The sequence below is a fragment of the Nocardia acidivorans NBRC 108247 genome (assembly GCF_001625085.1).
GTDB classification, from domain to species: Bacteria; Actinomycetota; Actinomycetes; order Mycobacteriales; family Mycobacteriaceae; genus Nocardia; species Nocardia acidivorans.
In genome coordinates this window covers 1-18,239 of the sequence record NZ_BDAW01000105.1, presented here as the reverse complement: position 1 = coordinate 18,239, position 18,239 = coordinate 1, and the positions used below count along the sequence as shown (strand labels likewise).

The following is an 18,239-nucleotide window of genomic DNA, read 5'->3' as shown; positions in this document are numbered from 1 at the left end:
GTTCGGCCACACGTACAACCCGTGCCCCGGGCCGGAAGTTCCCACCCCGACCGGGCGTCACACTTCGGTCATTAAATGCGGTTTTCATTCAATGCGGTGTTCGTTCAATGCCGCGTCCATTATTCGCCGCGGGGCGATCGGTGGCTATCTGCGCTGATGGCGGCGGAGCTGGGTGGAGGCGAGCGAGGCGATCAGGGAGACGGCGGCGATGACCGCGAAGGCGAGTTGATAGCCCGAGACCGCATCCCACGCGGATGCCGTTGCACGGGACAGGATTACGGCTACCGCCGCGACGCCGACCGCCCCACCGACGCGTTGCAGGATATTGACGAAGGCGGCGGCGTCGGCGAGCTGGTCCGGGCGCACCGCGGCGTAGGCGGCCGAGACCAGCGGCATTCCCGCCAGCGCGGTGGCCACACCCGCCGCGAACAGGAGCAGTTGTACAAGAACGGGATTCGCGTCGACCGCGAGGAACGCGAACGGAACGAAGGTCAGGGCCACGGCCAGATTGCCGAAGATGGCGATCAGGCCGCCGCCGAAGCGGTCGGCCAGACGGCCACCCAGCGGCAGCGTGATGACGCCGCCCGCGCCGAAGGCGATCAGGCGCACCCCCGTGCCGACCAGCCCCGCACCGTGCAGAACCTGGAAATACAGCGGCAGCAGGACCATGACCCCGAACATGGACGCGCCCGCGAAGAAGCTGGCGGTATTGGCGGCGGCGAAGACCCGGTCGGTGAACATGCGGACGTCCAGCAGGGGACGGGCGCTGGAGACGGTGCGGGTGACGAAGCCGACCATCGCCGCCAGGCCGAGAGTCACCGGCAACCAGACGGAAAGGGATGCGGCGGAGCCGGTTTCGCCGATCTCGGAGAGTCCGTAGACGACCGCGGACACACCCCCGCCCGCCAGGATCAGGCCGATGAAGTCCAGTGATTGCGTCGGCGCACCAGGGTTCAGCGGCAGGTACCGCAGTCCGAGCGCGAAACCGATGAGGCCCAACGGAATATTGATCAGGAACAGCCACTGCCAGCTCCAGTGCGCCAGCATGAGACCGCCGATGGTCGGGCCGACTGCGGGTGCGCCGACCACGGCGATTCCGACCACTCCCATGACCCGGCCCATCCGCCGCGGTCCGGCGGCCTGGCCGAGAATGGTCTGACCGGCGGGAATCATGACCCCGGCGGCCAAACCCTGGAGGACGCGCAGGGCGATGAGCCATCCCGCCGAACCGGCCAGTGCGCACAGCCCCGAGGTGAGGGTGAAGGCGAGCATGGCCCCGAGCCAGAGCCGTCCGACGCCGAACCGGCGGCTCAGCCAGCCGCAGACGGTGAGCGAAACGCCAAGGGCCAGTAGGTATCCGCTGGCCACCCATTGAATGGCGGCGAGCGAGGCGTGCAGATCCGCGCCGATGGTGTGCAGTCCGATATTCACCAGCGAGGTGTCGAGCATGCCCATGATCGCGCCGAAGACGACCACGCCGGCGGTGCGCCAGACATGCGCGGGAATCTTGTCCGAATCGGGGATGTCGGGTGAGCGAGAGGTGATGGGGGCGGTGGTATCCGGGCGCGTCTGCGGCATCGGATGTCTCCTTCGAATGTGCTTGAGCTTTTCAATTGCAGACTCTAACAATGATTGAGCTACTCAACAATAGATATAATCCACTGGTGACCGAAAGCCGCGAGTACCACCCCAAGGGCCTGCTGCGCTATCCGACCTACGCGCTCGGCAAGCTGCACAAGGCCGTGCACAACGGACTGGGGACCTCGCTGCGCGAGCACTGGGTGCTCACCTACCTCTCGGAATTCAGCGAGATCACCCAGCAGGAGATGGCCGATGCGCTGAACATCGACCGCAGTGAAGTGGTGCGACTGGTCGACAGCCTGGAGAAGTCGGGCCTGGTCACCCGCACCCGCGATCCCGAGGACCGGCGCAAGTACCGATTGGCCATCACCAACTCCGGCCGCAAGCTGCGCGATGAAACCAACGCCCAAATCGCCACGGCCACCGACGCGCTGCTGTTCCGGCTGACCCCGGCCGAACGCACTACGCTGCACCGGCTTTCACTCAAGGCGCTCGGCTACGACCTCGACGAGCTCTGACCCACTCGCCCGGACCTGCCCGGATGCCCGTTCGGCGGTCGACCCGGGCGACTACCGTGGGCGGGTGCCCTCTCGACCTCGACTACCGCGACTACCGCAGCTCACGCCTCCCCTGGACGCGCATCGCGGCTATTCACAGCACGAGATTCTCGCCGAACTGCGCCGGCTCATCCTGGAGGGCAATCTGCCGCCGGGCACCGGTATGCCGCTGGGCGAATTGGCGCGGCAGTTCGACGTGAGCGCGATCCCGGTGCGCGAATCCCTGCAAACCCTGATCGGCGAGGGCCTGGTCGAGCATCGGCCGAATTTCGGCTATCAGGTGACGCTGCTGACCGCCGAGGAGCTGCGCGAGCTGTACGTGGTCCGCGAGAGCCTGGAGGCGGCGGCACTGGCCGCGGCCGTCCCGCGCGCGACCGCCGACGATCATGAGCTGGCGCGCGAGACCCACGCCCGGCTCGAACGCGCCATTCTCACCGAGAACGCGCTCGCCTATCACCGCGAGACCCGCAATTTCCATCTCGCCCTGGTGCGTCCCTCCGGTATGCCGCGCGTGGTGCACATGCTCGAATACGCCTGGAATATCACCGAGCCGGTGCAGCCCATGGTGCATGCCAGCACCGCCGATCGGGTGGTGCTGCACGCCGATCACAGCAAGCAGCTCGCGGCCTTCCTGGCCCGCGACGCGGACGCGCTGCTGCTGGCCACCGGAGCGCACCACGAGCGCCTCAACGGAGTACTCTCTCGACTGCCCACCGATACCGGACTTTTTGCCGAATCAGCAGGTCAGAAAGATATATAGTTCCGGCAACACCCGGGCAATACCGGCTCGATAGCGTCGCGCACACCCTTGTTCCCGAAGGTCGGGACCCGATGAGATCGGATGTGCGACATGCCCGAAACCGTTGCGCCGCCGACGAGTGCGCTCACCGACGCGCAGCACTCGGCTGCGACCAACGAGCCGCACGCGGCAGTGCCGAACGAGCCGCACGCGGCAGTACCGAACGAGCCGCACGCGGCAGTACCGAACGAGCCGCACGCGGCAGTGCCGAACAAGCCGCACGCGGCAGGACCGAACAAGCCGCACGCGGCAGTACCGAACGAGCCGGATTACGACCCCCGGCTGGTCAATGAAGACCTCGCCCCGCTGCGCACGCAAACCTGGGGCACGTACAACATTTTCGCGTTCTGGATGTCCGATGTGCACAGCGTCGGCGGCTATGTCACCGCGGGCAGTCTCTTCGCGCTCGGCCTGCACAGCTGGCAGGTGCTGATCGCGCTGGTCGTGGGCATCACCATCGTGTACGGGCTGTGCAATCTGGTGGCCAAGCCCAGTCAGGTGACGGGCGTGCCGTATCCGGTCATGTGCCGCAGCGCCTTCGGTGTGCTCGGCGCGAATGTGCCCGCCATCATCCGCGGTCTGATCGCGGTGGCCTGGTACGGAATTCAGACCTTCCTGGCCTCGGCGGCCCTGGATGTGGTGCTGATCAAGCTGTTCCCGGGCCTCGCGCCGTACGCGGTGGTGGACGACTACGGATTCCTGGGCCTGTCCGCGCTGGGCTGGGCCTCGTATCTGATGCTGTGGGTGTTGCAGGCCTGCGTGTTCTGGCGCGGTATGGAGTCGATTCGCAAGTTCATCGACTTCTGCGGACCGGCGGTCTACGTGGTCATGTTCGTGCTGTGCGGATACCTGATCTGGAAGGCCGGCTGGAGCGGTATCGACCTGAACCTGGGTAGGCGGACGCTGTCCGGGTGGTCGGCGGTGCCGGTCATGCTCGGCGCGATCGCACTGGTGGTGTCCTACTTCTCCGGGCCGATGCTGAACTTCGGCGACTTCTCCCGCTACGGCAAATCGTTCGCCGCGGTGAAGAAGGGCAATCTGCTCGGATTGCCGGTGAACTTCCTGGTCTTCTCGCTGCTGGTGGTGGTGACCGCCTCGCTGACCATTCCGGTGTACGGCGAGCTGATCACCGATCCGGTGGCGACGGTGGCGCGCATAGACAACACCTTCGCCATCGTGCTGGGCGCGCTGACCTTCACCATCGCCACCATCGGCATCAATATCGTGGCCAACTTCATCTCCCCGGCCTTCGACTTCTCGAATGTGAATCCGCAGAAGATCAGCTGGCGGATGGGCGGCATGATCGCGGCGGTCGGGTCGATCGTCATCACGCCGTGGAATCTGTACAACAATCCCGATGTCATCCACTACACGCTGGAGACCCTCGGCGCGTTCATCGGCCCGCTGTTCGGCGTGCTCATCGCCGACTACTACCTGGTACGCAAACAGCGTGTCATCGTGGATGACCTGTTCACCATGTCCGAGCGTGGAAGCTATTGGTACCGAAGGGGTTACAACCCCGCGGCCATTATCGCCACCGTCATCGGCGCGGTCTTCGCGGTAATCCCGGTGCTGACCTCCGGCAAGATCACCGGTATGTACACCGCCGCGCAGTACAGCTGGTTCATCGGCTGCGGTCTGGCGCTGGCCTGCTACTACCTGCTAGCCACCCGCGGACCGCTGCGCCTACCCGCCCCCGTATTCGAAACTCGGTGAAACCCATGCGAATTCGAGTAATCAACCCCAATACCACCGCCGCCATGACAGAGCTGGCCGCCGAGGCCGCGCGCGCGGTGGTCGCACCCGGGACCATTGTCGAGGGCATCACCCCCGCGATGGGACCGGTGTCCATCGAAAGTCATTACGACGAGGCGCTTTCCATTCCCGGCCTGCTCGCGGAGATCGTACGCGGCGAGGCCGAGGGCGTGGACGGGTATGTCATCTCCTGTTTCGGCGATCCGGGCCTGGATGCCGCGCGCGAGCTGGCGCGCGGGCCGGTGATCGGTATCGCCGAGGCAGCCATGCAGGCCGCCAGCCATCTGGGGCGCAGCTTCAGCGTGGTGACCACGCTGGCCCGCACCGGCGGCCGGGCCGCCGAATTGGCCGAACGCTACGGTATGGAGCGGTTCTGCGCGGGCATTCACGCGTGTGAGATCCCGGTGCTCGAGCTCGAAGATCCCAAGGCGCGCACCGTGATCGCCGATGCCTGCCGCGAGGCCGTGCACACCGACAACTCCGATGCCATCGTGCTGGGCTGCGCGGGGATGGCGGATCTGTGCGAATACCTGACCCGCGAGGTCGGGGTGCCGGTGGTCGACGGTGTCGCCGCCGCCACACTCACCGTGCAGTCCCTGGTCACCATGGGGCTGCGCAAATCCGGTCGCGGTGAGTACGCCGCACCGCTGCCCAAGCAGTACACCGGCCTGCTGGCCGGATTCTCCCTAGACAGTCAGGAGGCGCGTAAGTGACCCTGCCCTCGTACGTACTGGGTGATATCGAAGGCCGCCTGCGGTCGATCGATGCGGAACTGGCGCAACGATATCCGGGGGATCGGGCGGGACAGCCCATTCACACCGTGTATGTGAGCGCCGCCGAGGCCACGCCGGAACTGCCGAAGGAATGGGGCGCGAACGCCATCGAATTGGCCGGTAAGCACGGTGATGTGCTGACCGAGCTGGCCGGCGCGGAGGCGCTGACGCGGACGCTGAACGCGCTGCGCTGGCGGCCCGTTCAGGATCTGCGCCTGGATTTCGAGGACGGCTACGGCACCCGCGGTGACGAGGTGGAGGATCGCGACGCGCTGCACGCCGGTGCGGTGCTGGCGGCGCTGCCCGCCGAGGTGGTCTCGCGCGGCATCCGCATGAAGGGGCTCACCACCCTCGAATGGGAGCGTGCGGTAAGGACTTTGGAGAAGGTCCTGGACGGCGCGGGCGGTGTGCCCGAAGGTTTCGTCTTCACCATTCCCAAGATTCGCTCCGCCGATCAGGCCGAGGCCGCCGTTCTGCTGTGCGAGGCAATCGAATCCGCGCATGGGCTGCCCGAAGGCGCACTGAAGTTCGAGTTGCAGATCGAGAGCCCACAGGCCGTGATCGCCGCCGACGGCACCGCCACCGTCGCGCGGGCCATTCACCGCTCGGCCGGGCGCTGCACCGGATTACATTATGGCACCTACGATTACAGCGCCGCCTGCGGTGTCGCCCCGCAGTTCCAGTCCCTGGAGCATCCGGTGGCCGATCACGCCAAGGCCGTCATGCAGGCCGCGGCCGCCCAGACCGGCGTCTGGGTCTGCGACGGCTCCACCCAGGTGCTGCCCATCGGCACCGACGCCGAGGTGCGCACCGCCCTGGCTCGCCACTACCGCCTGGTCACCCGCTCGCTCGAACGCGGCTACTACCAGGGCTGGGATATGGGCGCGGGCCACCTGGCCACCCGCTGGCTGGCCACCTTCGCCTTCTATCGCACCGCCCTCGAGGTGGCCGCCCCGCGCATCGGCCGCTACCTCGACCGCCAGGGTGGCGCGGTCGTAGACGAACCCGCCACCGCCCAGGCTCTTGCGACCGTCGTGCTACGCGGATTGGATTGCGGCGCTTTCGGTCCCGACGAGGTGACGGCCCTGGTCCCGGCCGCGACCGTCACCGTGCTTCATCAGTTGCGAGAAAGGAAGATGCCTTCACTATGACCGCTGATTCAACTGATTTCACGCTGCTGCCCGATCTGGCCGTGCGCTCGCTGGGCGGCGCGGTGATCTGGGCCAATGACGAATCCTTCGCGGAGCGGGAGAATTTGATCCGGCCGGAGGAATCCACCTATCAGCCCGCCACTTTCGGGCATAAGGGACAGGTGTACGACGGGTGGGAGACTCGGCGGCGACGGGGGGAGGTCGGGGCCGCGCCCGAGAGCGATGATTGCGATACCGCGATCGTGCGGCTGGGCGTGCCCGGGGTGATTCACGGGGTGGTGGTGGACACCGCCTGGTTCAAGGGGAACTATCCGCCGCAGGTGTCGGTGGAAGCGATTGCGGTGCAGGGGTATCCGTCCGCGGAGGAGATCGCCGAGCTGGACGGGTGGACCACCATTGTGGCGCGGGCCGCGGTGAACGGGGACAGTCGCAATCCGTTCCCGGTGGACTCCAAGCGGCGGTTCACCCATGTGCGACTGCGCATGTTCCCGGACGGCGGCGTGGCACGACTGCGCGTGCACGGTATCGCCAAACCCGAACTGCGCTGGCTGGATTCGGGGCCGTTCGATTTGGCCGCGCTGGAGAACGGCGGGCTGGTGGCGGATTGCTCGAACCGCTTCTACTCCCATCCCGAACAGATCCTGCTGCCCGGGCGGGCGCGTTCCATGGGTGAGGGCTGGGAGACCGCGCGGCGTCGCGATAAGGACAATGACTGGGTGCTGGTGCAATTGGCGGGCGAGGGCGTGCTCACCATGGCCGAGATCGACACCTCGTACTTCCTGTTCAACAGTCCGGGCGCGACCGCGCTCACCGGCATTCGCGCGGACGGCTCCGAGGTGGAACTGTTGCCGCGCACGGTGATTCGGCCCGATACCCGACATCGATTCGCCATCGACTCGCAGGCAGCCGTCGTACAGGTGCGCCTGGACGCCTTCCCCGACGGCGGGCTGGCGCGACTGCGGCTGTTCGGCACCCTCACCGAGGCGGCGCGGGCGGCGATGGCCGCGGAGCGGGAAGGTGAAGGCGCATGAGCGATTTCGACCTCTACCCGCGGGATATGGTCGGTTACGGTCCCAATCCCCCGCATCCGCGGTGGCCGGGACAGGCCAATATCGCGGTGAACTTCGTCCTCAATTATGAGGAGGGCGGGGAGAACAATGTCCTCGACGGCGATGCGGGGTCGGAGACCTTCCTGTCGGATATCGTTCCGGCGCAGTCGTTCCCGGACCGGCACCTGTCGATGGAGACCATCTACGAGTACGGCTCGCGGGCCGGACTCTGGCGAGTGCTGCGACTGTTCGAACAGCGCGATATCCCGCTCACCATCTTCGGTGTGGCGCGGGCACTGGAGCGCAATCCGGAGGCGGTCGCGGCGTTCAAGCGCCTGGGCCACGAGATCGCCTGCCACGGGCTGCGCTGGATCTCCTACCAGGAGGTCGATGCCAAGATCGAGCGTGAGCATATGCACGAGGCGGTGCAGATCATCACCCGTCTGTTCGGTGAGCCGCCGCGCGGCTGGTACACCGGACGGGATTCACCCCGGACCCGTGAACTGGTCGTCGAACACGGCGGATTCGCGTACGACTCGGACTCCTACGCCGATGACCTGCCGTACTGGGTGAAGGTGGGCGAACACGATCAGCTGGTCGTGCCGTACACCCTGGAGGCCAATGACATGCGGTTCTCCTCCCCCGCCGGTTTCGCCAACGGTGACGAGTTCTTCTCGTACCTGCGCGACGCCTTCGACATCCTCTACGCCGAGGGCGAGGCCGGGGCCCCGAAGATGCTGTCGGTGGGCCTGCACTGCCGCATTGTCGGAAAGCCCGCTCGCGCAAAGTCTCTGGAGCGTTTTCTGGACTATGTGCAGTCGCATGACAAAGTGTGGCTGACCCGCCGCATCGATATCGCGAACCACTGGCGCACGGTGCATCCGCCGAAGTAGGCAGAGCGGAAAACGGCCCGGAACCAACCGGTTCCGGGCCGTTCCCTATTCGGCGTCAGGACTGCTGGGCGGTGCGCTCCTGACGCTCCAATTCCACTGCGCGGCGCATGACTTCGCGCGCACGGGTGCGGTCACCCGCGTAGTCGTACGCGCGCGCGGCGCGATAGTTGGTCCGCCAGTTGTCCGGATCGGCTTCCCATTCGGTCTTCACCCGCTCGAAAAGCTGATCGGCCGCTTCGCGTTCGAGCCGACCCGATGGACGGCGCGGCAGCTCCGAGGTGTCCAACTCCAGCCCCTCGGCATGAATCCGCTTGGCCAGATGCTGATGCGCGAAGGCCGCGCGCACACTGGACGCCACCACCCAGACCCCGAGCAGCGGCAGCACCAGCACGCCGACACCCAGAATCGCGGCAGGAATCGACCCCGAGGAGATCAGGCTGACCGCGATACGCCCCAGCAGCAGGAAGTAGAAACCGAGCACCAGCACCAGGGCCGCGATGAACGCGACCCGCTTGCCGACCTCCCGGCCGTTGTTCTCCGGCGCGGTCACAGGTCCAGCAGTGCGTCGATGCCCACGGTCAGACCGGGGCGATGCGGGGTCTTACGGGTACCGAGCAGCACACCGGGCACGAACGAGGTCCGGTCCATGGAGTCGTGGCGGATGGTCAGGGTCTCGCCCTGGGTGCCGAACAGCACCTCCTGATGCGCGACCAATCCGGCCAGGCGCACCGAATGCACCCGCACACCGTCCACATCCGCGCCGCGCGCACCCTCGAGCTCCTGCGAGGTGGCATCCGGGCTGCGGCCCGCGCCCGCCTTCTCGCGCGCGGCGGCGATCATGCTCGCGGTGCGGAAGGCGGTGCCGGACGGCGCGTCGGCCTTGTTCGGGTGGTGCAATTCGATGACCTCGACCGAATCGAACCAGCGCGCGGCCTGTTCAGCGAAACGCATGGTCAGCACCGCGCCGATGGCGAAATTGGGGGCGATGAGCACGCCGACCTCGGGCTTGGCGGCCAGCCAGCCGCGCACCTGATCGAGCCGTCCGGCGTCGAAACCGGTGGTGCCGACCACGGCGTGAATGCCGTTGGCCACCAGCCATTCCAGATTCGGCATCACCACATCCGGGTGGGTGAAGTCGATGACGACCTCGGTGCCCGCGGCGGTGAAGGTCTCCAGCGCGTCATCCTTGTCGACCTGGGCGACGAGCTCCAGATCGGCGGCCGCCTCGACCCCGGCGCAGATCGCCTGTCCGACCTTGCCGCGCGCTCCGAGTACACCCACCCGGATCCGGTTCGTGGTCACCACGTCTCCTCACATGCCTCGCCCGATCACAAAAAGTCCGGTCTGAGCCTATCGGGTCGCCGATCGGACCCGCGGAACCCCCGTTACGGTGGGGCGATGGCAATTGTTCAGTTCACGGTCAACTGGTGGTTGTCTCCGGCCGGTAGGCATCGCCTGTGAGAATTCCCCGTAGTACTCCCAGCGCGCTCGTCGCCGTCGCCGTCTGCGCTGCGACCCTGGCCGCCTGCTCGTCCGCCGACGCCGGTGCCGATTTCACCGCGACCAAGGACCAGCCACTGGTCATCTCCCTCGACGACTTGCTGGCCAAGACCGGCGGGACGGCGGCGGTGGGTATCGCGGACCCGCAGCACGGCGCGATCACCCGGCGCGTCGACGGTTCGGTGGTCTACACCCCCGCCGCGGGCTACACCGGTTCGGACAGCATCACCGTCACCACCACCGATGCGGTGAAGCTGTACACCACCGATATCAAGCCGCTGGGCGACTTCGGCGGAGTCACGGTGCAGGGCAGCGGATTCGGTTCGGCGTTCGCGCCGGTGCCCGGATCCAAGGACGAGTTCTACGGGCTCACCGACCGCGGCCCGAATGTGGACGGCAAGGGTAAGAGCGAAAAGATCGTCGCCGTACCGGATTTCACGCCCGCCATCGCCAAGTTCAAGATGGTCGGCACCCGCGCGGTGGTGGAATCGACCATCCCGCTGAAGAATCCGGTCGGACAGCCGTTCAACGGCCTGGTCGACACCTCGGCGACCACCGGCGAGACCATCAAGGATCTCAATGGAAATGTGCTGCCGCCCACCGATCACGGTATCGACAGTGAGGGCCTGGTCGCGCTGCCCGACGGCAGCTTCTGGGTCTCGGACGAATACGGCCCGTTTCTGGTGCATTTCGACGCCAAGGGTACGGAGTTGGAGCGGCTCGCGCCGGGACGCGGTCTGCCCGAGGAACTTTCGCTGCGCACCGCCAACCAGGGCATGGAGGGCCTGACCGTCACCCCCGACGGCACCACCCTGGTCGGAATCGTGCAGTCCGCGCTGAACGAGCCCGGGGTCACCTCCGCGCGTGAGGTTCCCATGACGCGCATCGTCACCCTGGACCTGAAGACCCGGGCGGTCAAGGAGTTCATCTACCCGCTGGAGAACCCGAAGTCCAAGCTCGCGGTGTCCGAGATCACCGCATTGAGCGCCACCACCTTCGTGGTCGACGAGCGTGATGGCAACAAGGCTCCCAAGGCCGACAAGAAGCTGTGGACCATCGATATCGGCAATGCCACAGATATCGGCCCGCAGTCCACAGTCGCGGGGACGCAGTATGACCCGGAGAAGGGCCTGCTGATCGACGGCAAGCCGATCGAGGTTTACGTCGGCACCGTGAGCACCGCCGACGGCGTGGCCGCACTACAGAAGGCGGGCATCACCACGGTCGCCAAGAAGTCCAACCTGGACCTCGGCGGATTGGTCGACGGCCTGAACGCCGACGGCAAGTTCTTCGGCCACGACAAGATCGAGGGTGTGGCCACCACCGACGGCGGTAAGACGCTCTACATCTCCAATGACAGCGATTTCGGCGTCGAGGGTTCCACCGGCGACGCACCGCCCTTCGGGCTCAAGGCCAAGATCCTGCCGAATGGCGTGCAGGACAGTGGTGAGGTGCTCATGGTGGACACCACCAAGCTGCCCGCCGAGACCCGGACCAAGACGATCACCCTGACCGTCACATAGGCCCGACCGCCGAAAGACCGCGCCCGCCAAGGGAATCCGTGGCGGGCGTTCTCATCGGTAGTGAAATGTGTTGCCGCTCAGTCGAAGACGACCACCTGGCGCAGCGCATGCCCCGCGGCCAGCTCATCCATACCGGCGTTGATGTCCTCGAGCTTGATATGCGAGGACACCAATCGCTCGACCGGCAACTTGCCCTCGCGCCACATGCGCACGAACTCCGGAATATCCCGTGACGGCACGGCCGAGCCCAGATAACTGCCGATGATGGAGCGGCCCTGCGCCACCAGACCCAGGGGCGACACGCTGGCCATGGCATCGGGTGCGGGCAGCCCGACCGTCACCGTGGTACCGCCGACCGCGGTCGCGGCCACCGCGGTCTCGAAGGCGCGCACATTGCCCGCCGCCTCGATCACCACCTCGGCCTGAATGCCCTGCTCGGCCAGCTCCGCCGGGGTGTACGAGGCGGTCGCGCCCAATTCCATGGCGGCCTTCAACTTCTCCGGGACGGTGTCCACGGCGATCACATCGCGGCCGGTGCCCTCGCGCAGCGCGGCAGCGACCAGCACCGCGGCCATACCGACCCCGCCGAGCCCGACCACCATGATGCGATCGGCCGGACCGGGCTTGGCCGAATTGAGCAGGGCCCCACCGCCGGTCAGCACCGCGCAGCCCAGTACCGCGGCCACCTCCGGCGGTACGTCGTCCTCGACCGGGACCACCGAATGCCGATCCACCACCGCGTGCGTGGCGAAGGCGGAGACGCCCAGGTGATGATGCACCGGCTCGCCATCGCGCAGCAGTCGGCGTCCGCCGTTCATGAGTTCACCGGAATTGTTCGCCATACTGCCGGGCAGACAGGGGGTGCGGCCCTCGGTCGCACAGCCCGCGCATTCCCCGCAGCGCGGCAGGAAGGTCATGACCACGCGCTGGCCGACGGCGAGATCGCTCTCCCCCGGCCCGATGGCCTCGACCCGTCCGGCCGCCTCATGCCCGAGCAGCATGGGTACCGGTCGCACCCGATTCCCGTCCACCACCGACAGATCCGAGTGGCACAGGCCGGCCGCCTCGATCTTCACCAGTAGTTCGCCGGGGCCGGGCTCACCCAGGTCGAGCTCGCTCACCACGATCGGTTTCGACTCGGCGAAGGGCGGCTGTGCCCCGATTCGTTCCAGGACAGCTCCACGAATCCTCATGCGCCCGACGCTACTCCAACACTCCGCGATGGACCGGACGGACAACCTACCCAGACAGTTGGAAATCTGCTTCGATGAAGGTCGGATAGGAGCACATATGCCAAGCACCGCAATGACCACAGGCAACCGCGCGCTCAACCAACTGGTGACCGGATTCTTCGGAAACGTCGCCCGCGCCTACGACACCAGGACACTCCAGCAGGTTCTCTACCGTCCGCCGCAGGATCAGGTGGTGGCCGAACTGCGCGCCGCCGGATCGCGCCGCATCGCCGATATCGGCTGCGGCACCGGCATTCTCACCACCCGCATCGCACGGGAGCTGCGGCCCGAGGTGGTGTACGGGGTGGACGCCTCGACCGGCATGCTGGCCCAGGCCCGCGCCCGCTCCGCCGAGGTGCACTGGCGGCATTCGGCCGCCGAGCATCTGCCGCTCGGCGACGGCGAACTGGATGCGGTGGTCTCCACCAGCGCTTTCCACTTCTTCGACCATCCGGTGGCGCTGCGCGAATTCCATCGCGTGCTGGTCCCCGGCGGCCTGGTCGCCATCGCCACCATGCATCCCTCGGCCCCGACTGCCCGCCCGATTCAACGCCTGACCCGCAGCCCGCGCTTCCCCGCGCACGCACCTTCCCCGCGCGAGACCCGAAAGCTACTGGAGGATGCCGGTTTCACCGTGACGGACCAGCGCAAGATCGCCCGTCCCCTCCCGTCCTGGCTCGTCCCCGACGTCATCACCGTCGGCCGCCGCGGGTAATCCGACACCGATGTCATGGCGCAGGTGACACGCCGTATTCGGCCTGCGCCATGACATGCACGTGCTCAGCTGCCGGGTTTATCGCCGCCGCGGAAGCAGACCGTCATCTGGCGTTTGTCCCAGACGACCCAGACCGCGCCCTGGCCGTCGCGGGGACAGGCCGAGCCGTCGGTGGAGTTCTCGAAGACTGCGGTGGCCTTGACGATGTGGTCGCCGGGGGTATCGCAGGCGACCTTGGACGGTTCGTCCATATGGGCGGTGTCGTAGCAGAATCCGACGCGCCAGTCGAAGGCCAGGCAGAGGTGGTAGAGCTGTTTGCCCGCGTGATCCTTGCGGGTGGTCTCGAGTTTGTAGAGCGGGCCCGAGCACGGGTCCGGACTGTTCTGCAGCACACGGTAATTCGCGTCGATGGTATTGCAGTCGGCGGGGGCGGGGCTGCCGGGTTTCCAGGTCGGACTGCCGTCCGGATCGGTGGCGGGCTGCATCGGAACCTCCACGCAGTCACCGGGTTTGAGCTGCTGTAGCGGATCGGGGGCGGCGGGTTTCGGGTTGGCGGTGCTGGTCGGGATGCCCGCGTCGACCAGGCCTGGGGAGGTGGGCTGGGCGCTGCCGGTCACGGTGTCGCCCGCGATGACCGAGGTGAGCGGGATGGCCGCCGAAGCCATTGCGAGCCAACCGAAGAGGCCGAGGACGACACTGAGGACGATCAGCCGGCGTTTGCCGCGGGCGGCCGGGTTCCATGAGGATCGCGCCTCGCGTTCGGAGGCGATGGCGAAGAAGCCGACTACCGCTGCCGCCAGCAGCAACGCCGCGGCTCGGCCCACATCTGCCCAGTCCATGCCCAGCGTCCCCACCACAATCCCCTAGATCGGTACCGCCGCAAACTATCGCACGCCACGGTACGGGGGCAATCCGACAAATCGGGGAATGGGGGGCGTCAGGTGGTGGTGTCCGCGGGGGTTTCGGCGGGGATGGGGGGCCATTGTTCGGGGCGGATATTGGCGGGTTTGGCGGCCGAGCTGCCCTGCCAATCGCAGTGGACGCCGACCCATGCCTTGGGGCGTTCGAAGGAGATTTCGCGGGCGTCGAAGGCGGCACGCCGGAAGTTGATCTCGCCGAAGAAGTCTCCGCCGTTGAAGGTGATGAGGCGGCCGCCGAAGACGGCGTCGGCGAAGGAGACCTTGCCGTGGTACTCGGCGCGGGCGAAGGTGACCTCGTCGGTGCGGCCGGAGCGCCAGCGGGTGGCGGTGCCGAGTTGGGCGCAGTCGAAGGCGGTCATCCCGGCGTAGAACCGGGCGGCGGTGAAAATCACGCGCGCACCGGAGAATTCGGCCCCGGTGAAGGTCACCCGATCGCCGTCGAAGACGGTGCGCTCGAAGGCGGTGAGCTCGGCGGTGAACCTGGCATTGGCGAAGCCGCTGCGCTCACCGGCGAAGGTGGTGCGGGTGAATTCCGTTCGCGCACCGCCGAATACGGCATTGTCGAAGTTCACCGTACCGCCGAAGGTGGCGTCGGCGAAGGTGGTTCCGGAGGTATCGCGCTCGTAGCGCTCCACCCGGGTGTGCGTGAACTTCACATGCTCGAACGAGGTGCTCCCGCCCCGGAACATGGCCCCGCGGAAGGAGACCCGCTTGCCCAGGAAGGACGCGCCCTCGAAGGTGGTCTCCCGACCGCCGGTGAACGAGGCGTTGGTGAAGCGGGTACTGCGACCCGCGAAGACGGCGTACCGGAAGTCCGCGTTCTCGAAGACCGCGTCGGAGAAGTCGAAATCACAAGCGGACCAGGACACTTCGGCCGAGCGCCGGAGCCGTTCGGTGATCACCCGGACAATGGTCTCGCGCACCTGCCGGTCATTCTGCCGATAGTGGTAGATGCGCTCCACCCCCGTCCCGGCATCCTCGATGCGCTGGGATTTGGACACCAGGTGGCTGGCGCCCTCATCCGGTGCGTACGGCAGTCGCAGATAGCCGCAGAGCACATCGATGCACTGCTGCCGTCGCCCGCGCGCGGAGAACTCGTCGGCCACCCCGGCCATGGCGTAGACACCCGCGATGCGCACCGCCACATCGGTATTACCGAGCTGCGATGCCGCCGCCCCGAAGACCTCGGCGAACCGCCCGCGCTCGGAATCGCGCTGCCGCCGATACGCCACCACCAGCGCCACCGCCGCACCGACCCCGGCGGTGATGCCGAGCGCGATCTTGACCAGATCCAGCTGATTCGGCGTCTCCGCCTTCGCGCCCAGCGCCAGCCACAGCATCCACCAGGTGAACGCGCCGACGGCCACCCCACCGACCACCGCGATCAACACCGACAGCAACAGTGCCGATCGATGACCTGTCCGGTTCAGCATCCCGCCGAACCTGCCCCACCGTCGCATAGCGGAAGGATAACGATCACACCTGCGCGCCGCGCGGGGTGTGCTGATTCCCACTCCGCGACAGGTGATTTCAGCCGGATCAGACCCGACGCCGCAGACCCAGTCCGGCCGCCGTCAGGCAGGCCGCGGACACCGCGACCACGAACCACGGGAAAACGGTGGTCAGACCCCAGGTGGTGGCGGCCCACCCCGCGACCACCGTCGGCAATGCCATGGCGGTGTAGGCCAGCAGGTAGTACGCCGACATGGTCTCGCCCCGCTTGTGATGCGGCACGACATTGGACAGATGCCGCAGTGAACCACCGAAGCCGAGGCCGAAGGCGCCGCCGAGCACGAAACCGGCCACCAGCACCAGCACCCAGTTGTGCGTGGCCAGTGCCGGAATGGTCAGCAGCAGTGCGACGGCCATACCGATATCGCCGATGATGGCCGCGCGCCGGGCCGGAATTCCGGTCGCGAAGTACTGCGCGCCCGCACCGGCCAGGGCGGTCGAGGCCACCACCGCGCCGCCGAACACCAGATTGTGAATGCCCGTCTTGGCCGAGGCCAGCGACGGATACAGCGACAGCAGGACGCCCAGCACCGACCAAGCCGCCATCACGCCGAGCGCGGAGAACCAGAAATCGCTCCGAATCTCCTGCGGCACAGCGGGCCTGGTGATGGTGATGCGCCCGGCGGTGCGCGCGGTGTGCGGTTCGTTCAACGCGATCACGCCCGCGCCGATGGCAAGGCAGGCCAGGGTGATGACCACGTACGGCGTGCGCAGCGGATGCGGTGCGTACTGCGCCAGCAGCGCCGAACCCAGAATCGCCACGGCCATACCGACATTGAAGGCGACACCGGAGAGCTGTCCGGAGCGCGCGCCGTCCTTGGGGCGCATATCCAGCAGCGCCGCCGCACCGGCCACCACGGTCGCGCCGACGGCGATTCCGTGCAATGCCCGCGCCAGCAGCAGCATGGCCACATTGTCGGCGAACAGGAAGACCACCAGGCCCAGGATCATGATGCCGAAAGCGCCCAGCAGCACCGGCTTACGGCCCACCACATCGGAGATGCGACCGGAGACCAGCACCGCGACCAGGGCCGCGACGGCGTAGACGGCGAAGACGAGAGTGGTGGTCAGCGGCGAGAAATGCCACGCCTGCTGGTACATGCCGTACAGCGGAGCGGGTGCCCCCGAAACCCCGAGCGCCACGCCGCTGGCGGCGAGCACGAGCGCGTACGCCCATCTCTGGCTGCCCGGTTCGACTCGGGTCGCAACCGTCACTGTCGCTGCCATCGAACCCTCCATCAGGTAAGTTTGATAATTATCGAACCTGACACTACCCCTGGTTCGATGATCGTCAAACCAGTTATCGGAGTGAGGTAGCTCATGACAGACACCGACACGACGCTGCCCGCGGTGCTGCCCGTGGCGCCTCTGGCCACCGTCCTGGGCGCGCTGCAGGACCCGGTCCGCCTGGAGATGCTGCGCCGGCTCGGCAATGCCGGAACACCGCTGCGGTGCAGTGCGCTCTACGACGTGATCAGCAAGTCGACCGCCGCGCATCACTTCAAGATCCTGCGCGAGGCCGGGCTGACCGAACGGCTCACCATCGACGGCCAAACCTGTCAGCGACTGCGCAGCGAAGCGGTCGACTCCGCCCTGCCCGGACTGCTGGACGCGGTACTCGGCGCGGCGAACCGGGTAACCGGGTGACCGGGGCCCGCGCCATGCGATAACGTCGATCAATGCGCATTCGTGCGGCCACGACCGACGATCTCCCGACCCTGCAAGACATCGAGGATGCCGCCGGAGCTCCGTTCCGGACCGTCGGCATGAACGAAATCGCCGAGGACGAACCACCCTCACTGGAACTACTCGAGGAGCATCGCCGCGCCGGCCGGGCCTGGGTCGCCGTCGACGACAGCGATACTCCGATCGCCTACCTCATCAGCGAGGAGGTGGACGGCACCGAACACATCGGCCAGGTCTCGGTCCATCCGGACGCCGGACGGCAGGGCATCGGCCGCCTGCTCATCGAACGCGCCGCCGAACACGCGCGCGGCCAGGGGCTCTCGGCGCTCACCCTCACCACCTTCGTCGAAGTGCCTTGGAACGCACCGTATTACATGCGCCTGGGCTTCCACATGGTCGACGATGAGGAGCTCACCCCGGGGCTGCGTAAAATTCGCGCCCGCGAGGCCGAATACGGGCTCGACCGCTGGCCGCGCACCGTCATGCGCCGCGAACTCTGATTCGGCGATCCGAACTCATCGAAATCCCCGGCGCGCCACCGCGCGCCGGGCGGGACGCATAGCGCCGCACTCCCGCACCCGCGCGCATTCGCA

The 18,239-nt window shown here is 67.1% G+C and carries 18 protein-coding genes; 11 read left to right on the top strand and 7 right to left on the bottom strand.

Annotation, left to right across the window (positions count from 1 at the left end):
• Positions 1–144: 144 nt before the first annotated feature.
• Entirely contained in the window at positions 145–1,578 is a 1,434-nt protein-coding gene (locus NA10_RS33170; protein ID WP_084515633.1) for a DHA2 family efflux MFS transporter permease subunit, read from the bottom strand.
• 86 nt (positions 1,579–1,664) lie between these two features.
• Between NA10_RS33170 and NA10_RS33165 the strand changes: the two genes are divergently transcribed.
• The 7 genes from NA10_RS33165 (at position 1,665) to puuE (ending at position 8,558) form a co-directional block, all read left to right on the top strand.
• Positions 1,665–2,099 (top strand): MarR family winged helix-turn-helix transcriptional regulator, encoded by a 435-nt coding sequence (locus tag NA10_RS33165; protein ID WP_084515636.1) that lies wholly within the window; start codon positions 1,665–1,667, stop codon positions 2,097–2,099.
• Positions 2,100–2,163: 64 nt separating this feature from the next.
• Entirely contained in the window at positions 2,164–2,898 is a 735-nt protein-coding gene (locus NA10_RS33160; protein ID WP_067574661.1) for a GntR family transcriptional regulator, read from the top strand.
• A 90-nt stretch (positions 2,899–2,988) separates the two neighbouring features.
• Positions 2,989–4,653, top strand: a complete 1,665-nt coding sequence (locus NA10_RS33155; protein ID WP_245678162.1) for an NCS1 family nucleobase:cation symporter-1 — start codon at positions 2,989–2,991, stop codon at positions 4,651–4,653.
• 5 nt (positions 4,654–4,658) lie between these two features.
• Positions 4,659–5,405, top strand: a complete 747-nt coding sequence (locus tag NA10_RS33150) for an aspartate/glutamate racemase family protein (protein WP_067574660.1) — start codon at positions 4,659–4,661, stop codon at positions 5,403–5,405.
• Positions 5,402–6,616 (top strand): DUF6986 family protein, encoded by a 1,215-nt coding sequence (locus NA10_RS33145; protein ID WP_067574659.1) that lies wholly within the window; start codon positions 5,402–5,404, stop codon positions 6,614–6,616. Before NA10_RS33150 ends, NA10_RS33145 begins: the two co-directional genes overlap by 4 nt.
• Entirely contained in the window at positions 6,613–7,647 is a 1,035-nt protein-coding gene (gene alc, locus NA10_RS33140; protein WP_067574658.1) for an allantoicase, read from the top strand. Before NA10_RS33145 ends, alc begins: the two co-directional genes overlap by 4 nt.
• Positions 7,644–8,558: an allantoinase PuuE gene (gene puuE / locus NA10_RS33135; protein ID WP_067574657.1), complete on the top strand. Its 915-nt coding sequence runs from the start codon at positions 7,644–7,646 to the stop codon at positions 8,556–8,558. The genes alc and puuE overlap by 4 nt, the downstream gene beginning before the upstream one ends.
• 55 nt (positions 8,559–8,613) lie before the next feature.
• On the opposite strand, the gene NA10_RS33130 is transcribed toward puuE, so the two are convergent.
• Entirely contained in the window at positions 8,614–9,108 is a 495-nt protein-coding gene (locus NA10_RS33130; protein WP_067574656.1) for a hypothetical protein, read from the bottom strand.
• Complete coding sequence (dapB, locus tag NA10_RS33125) at positions 9,105–9,860, bottom strand: 4-hydroxy-tetrahydrodipicolinate reductase (protein WP_245678159.1); 756 nt, start codon at positions 9,858–9,860, stop codon at positions 9,105–9,107. The genes NA10_RS33130 and dapB overlap by 4 nt, the downstream gene beginning before the upstream one ends.
• A 155-nt stretch (positions 9,861–10,015) precedes the next feature.
• On the opposite strand from dapB, the gene NA10_RS33120 reads away from it, so the two are divergent.
• Entirely contained in the window at positions 10,016–11,581 is a 1,566-nt protein-coding gene (locus tag NA10_RS33120; RefSeq protein ID WP_067574655.1) for an esterase-like activity of phytase family protein, read from the top strand.
• Positions 11,582–11,658: 77 nt separating this feature from the next.
• Here NA10_RS33120 and NA10_RS33115 read toward each other — a convergent pair whose 3' ends face one another.
• Positions 11,659–12,774 (bottom strand): alcohol dehydrogenase catalytic domain-containing protein, encoded by a 1,116-nt coding sequence (locus NA10_RS33115; RefSeq protein WP_067574654.1) that lies wholly within the window; start codon positions 12,772–12,774, stop codon positions 11,659–11,661.
• A 97-nt stretch (positions 12,775–12,871) separates the two neighbouring features.
• Here NA10_RS33115 and NA10_RS33110 point away from each other — a divergent pair, with 97 nt between their 5' ends.
• The gene (locus NA10_RS33110) at positions 12,872–13,528 is read left to right on the top strand and encodes a class I SAM-dependent methyltransferase (RefSeq protein WP_373862473.1); all 657 of its coding nucleotides are present in this window, start codon (positions 12,872–12,874) and stop codon (positions 13,526–13,528) included.
• Positions 13,529–13,593: 65 nt separating this feature from the next.
• Here NA10_RS33110 and NA10_RS33105 read toward each other — a convergent pair whose 3' ends face one another.
• From NA10_RS33105 to NA10_RS33095, 3 genes are all read right to left on the bottom strand, one after another.
• Positions 13,594–14,367, bottom strand: a complete 774-nt coding sequence (locus NA10_RS33105) for a hypothetical protein (RefSeq protein ID WP_067574652.1) — start codon at positions 14,365–14,367, stop codon at positions 13,594–13,596.
• Positions 14,368–14,465: 98 nt separating this feature from the next.
• A complete protein-coding gene (locus tag NA10_RS33100) occupies positions 14,466–15,881 on the bottom strand; it encodes a pentapeptide repeat-containing protein (protein ID WP_245678158.1) in 1,416 nt (471 codons plus the stop codon).
• 106 nt (positions 15,882–15,987) lie between these two features.
• Positions 15,988–17,187: an MFS transporter gene (locus tag NA10_RS33095; RefSeq protein ID WP_067574671.1), complete on the bottom strand. Its 1,200-nt coding sequence runs from the start codon at positions 17,185–17,187 to the stop codon at positions 15,988–15,990.
• Between the two features lie 93 nt (positions 17,188–17,280).
• Here NA10_RS33095 and NA10_RS33090 point away from each other — a divergent pair, with 93 nt between their 5' ends.
• Both NA10_RS33090 and NA10_RS33085 read left to right on the top strand, forming a co-directional pair.
• A complete protein-coding gene (locus tag NA10_RS33090) occupies positions 17,281–17,607 on the top strand; it encodes an ArsR/SmtB family transcription factor (protein WP_067574650.1) in 327 nt (108 codons plus the stop codon).
• Positions 17,608–17,639: 32 nt separating this feature from the next.
• The gene (locus tag NA10_RS33085) at positions 17,640–18,146 is read left to right on the top strand and encodes a GNAT family N-acetyltransferase (protein WP_067574649.1); all 507 of its coding nucleotides are present in this window, start codon (positions 17,640–17,642) and stop codon (positions 18,144–18,146) included.
• The last annotated feature ends 93 nt before the right edge of the window (positions 18,147–18,239 follow it).

What these genes read in the sequence shown, in the direction of transcription:
- NA10_RS33100 (WP_245678158.1), bottom strand. Translation starts at nt 15,881, where the DNA reads ATGCTGAACCGGACAGGTCATCGATCGGCACTGTTGCTGTCGGTGTTG.
- NA10_RS33115 (WP_067574654.1), bottom strand. Translation starts at nt 12,774, where the DNA reads ATGAGGATTCGTGGAGCTGTCCTGGAACGAATCGGGGCACAGCCGCCC.
- alc (WP_067574658.1), top strand. Translation starts at nt 6,613, where the DNA reads ATGACCGCTGATTCAACTGATTTCACGCTGCTGCCCGATCTGGCCGTG.
- NA10_RS33090 (WP_067574650.1), top strand. Translation starts at nt 17,281, where the DNA reads ATGACAGACACCGACACGACGCTGCCCGCGGTGCTGCCCGTGGCGCCT.
- puuE (WP_067574657.1), top strand. Translation starts at nt 7,644, where the DNA reads ATGAGCGATTTCGACCTCTACCCGCGGGATATGGTCGGTTACGGTCCC.
- NA10_RS33110 (WP_373862473.1), top strand. Translation starts at nt 12,872, where the DNA reads ATGCCAAGCACCGCAATGACCACAGGCAACCGCGCGCTCAACCAACTG.
- NA10_RS33150 (WP_067574660.1), top strand. Translation starts at nt 4,659, where the DNA reads ATGCGAATTCGAGTAATCAACCCCAATACCACCGCCGCCATGACAGAG.
- NA10_RS33105 (WP_067574652.1), bottom strand. Translation starts at nt 14,367, where the DNA reads ATGGACTGGGCAGATGTGGGCCGAGCCGCGGCGTTGCTGCTGGCGGCA.
- NA10_RS33170 (WP_084515633.1), bottom strand. Translation starts at nt 1,578, where the DNA reads ATGCCGCAGACGCGCCCGGATACCACCGCCCCCATCACCTCTCGCTCA.
- NA10_RS33155 (WP_245678162.1), top strand. Translation starts at nt 2,989, where the DNA reads ATGCCCGAAACCGTTGCGCCGCCGACGAGTGCGCTCACCGACGCGCAG.
- NA10_RS33085 (WP_067574649.1), top strand. Translation starts at nt 17,640, where the DNA reads ATGCGCATTCGTGCGGCCACGACCGACGATCTCCCGACCCTGCAAGAC.
- NA10_RS33095 (WP_067574671.1), bottom strand. Translation starts at nt 17,187, where the DNA reads ATGGCAGCGACAGTGACGGTTGCGACCCGAGTCGAACCGGGCAGCCAG.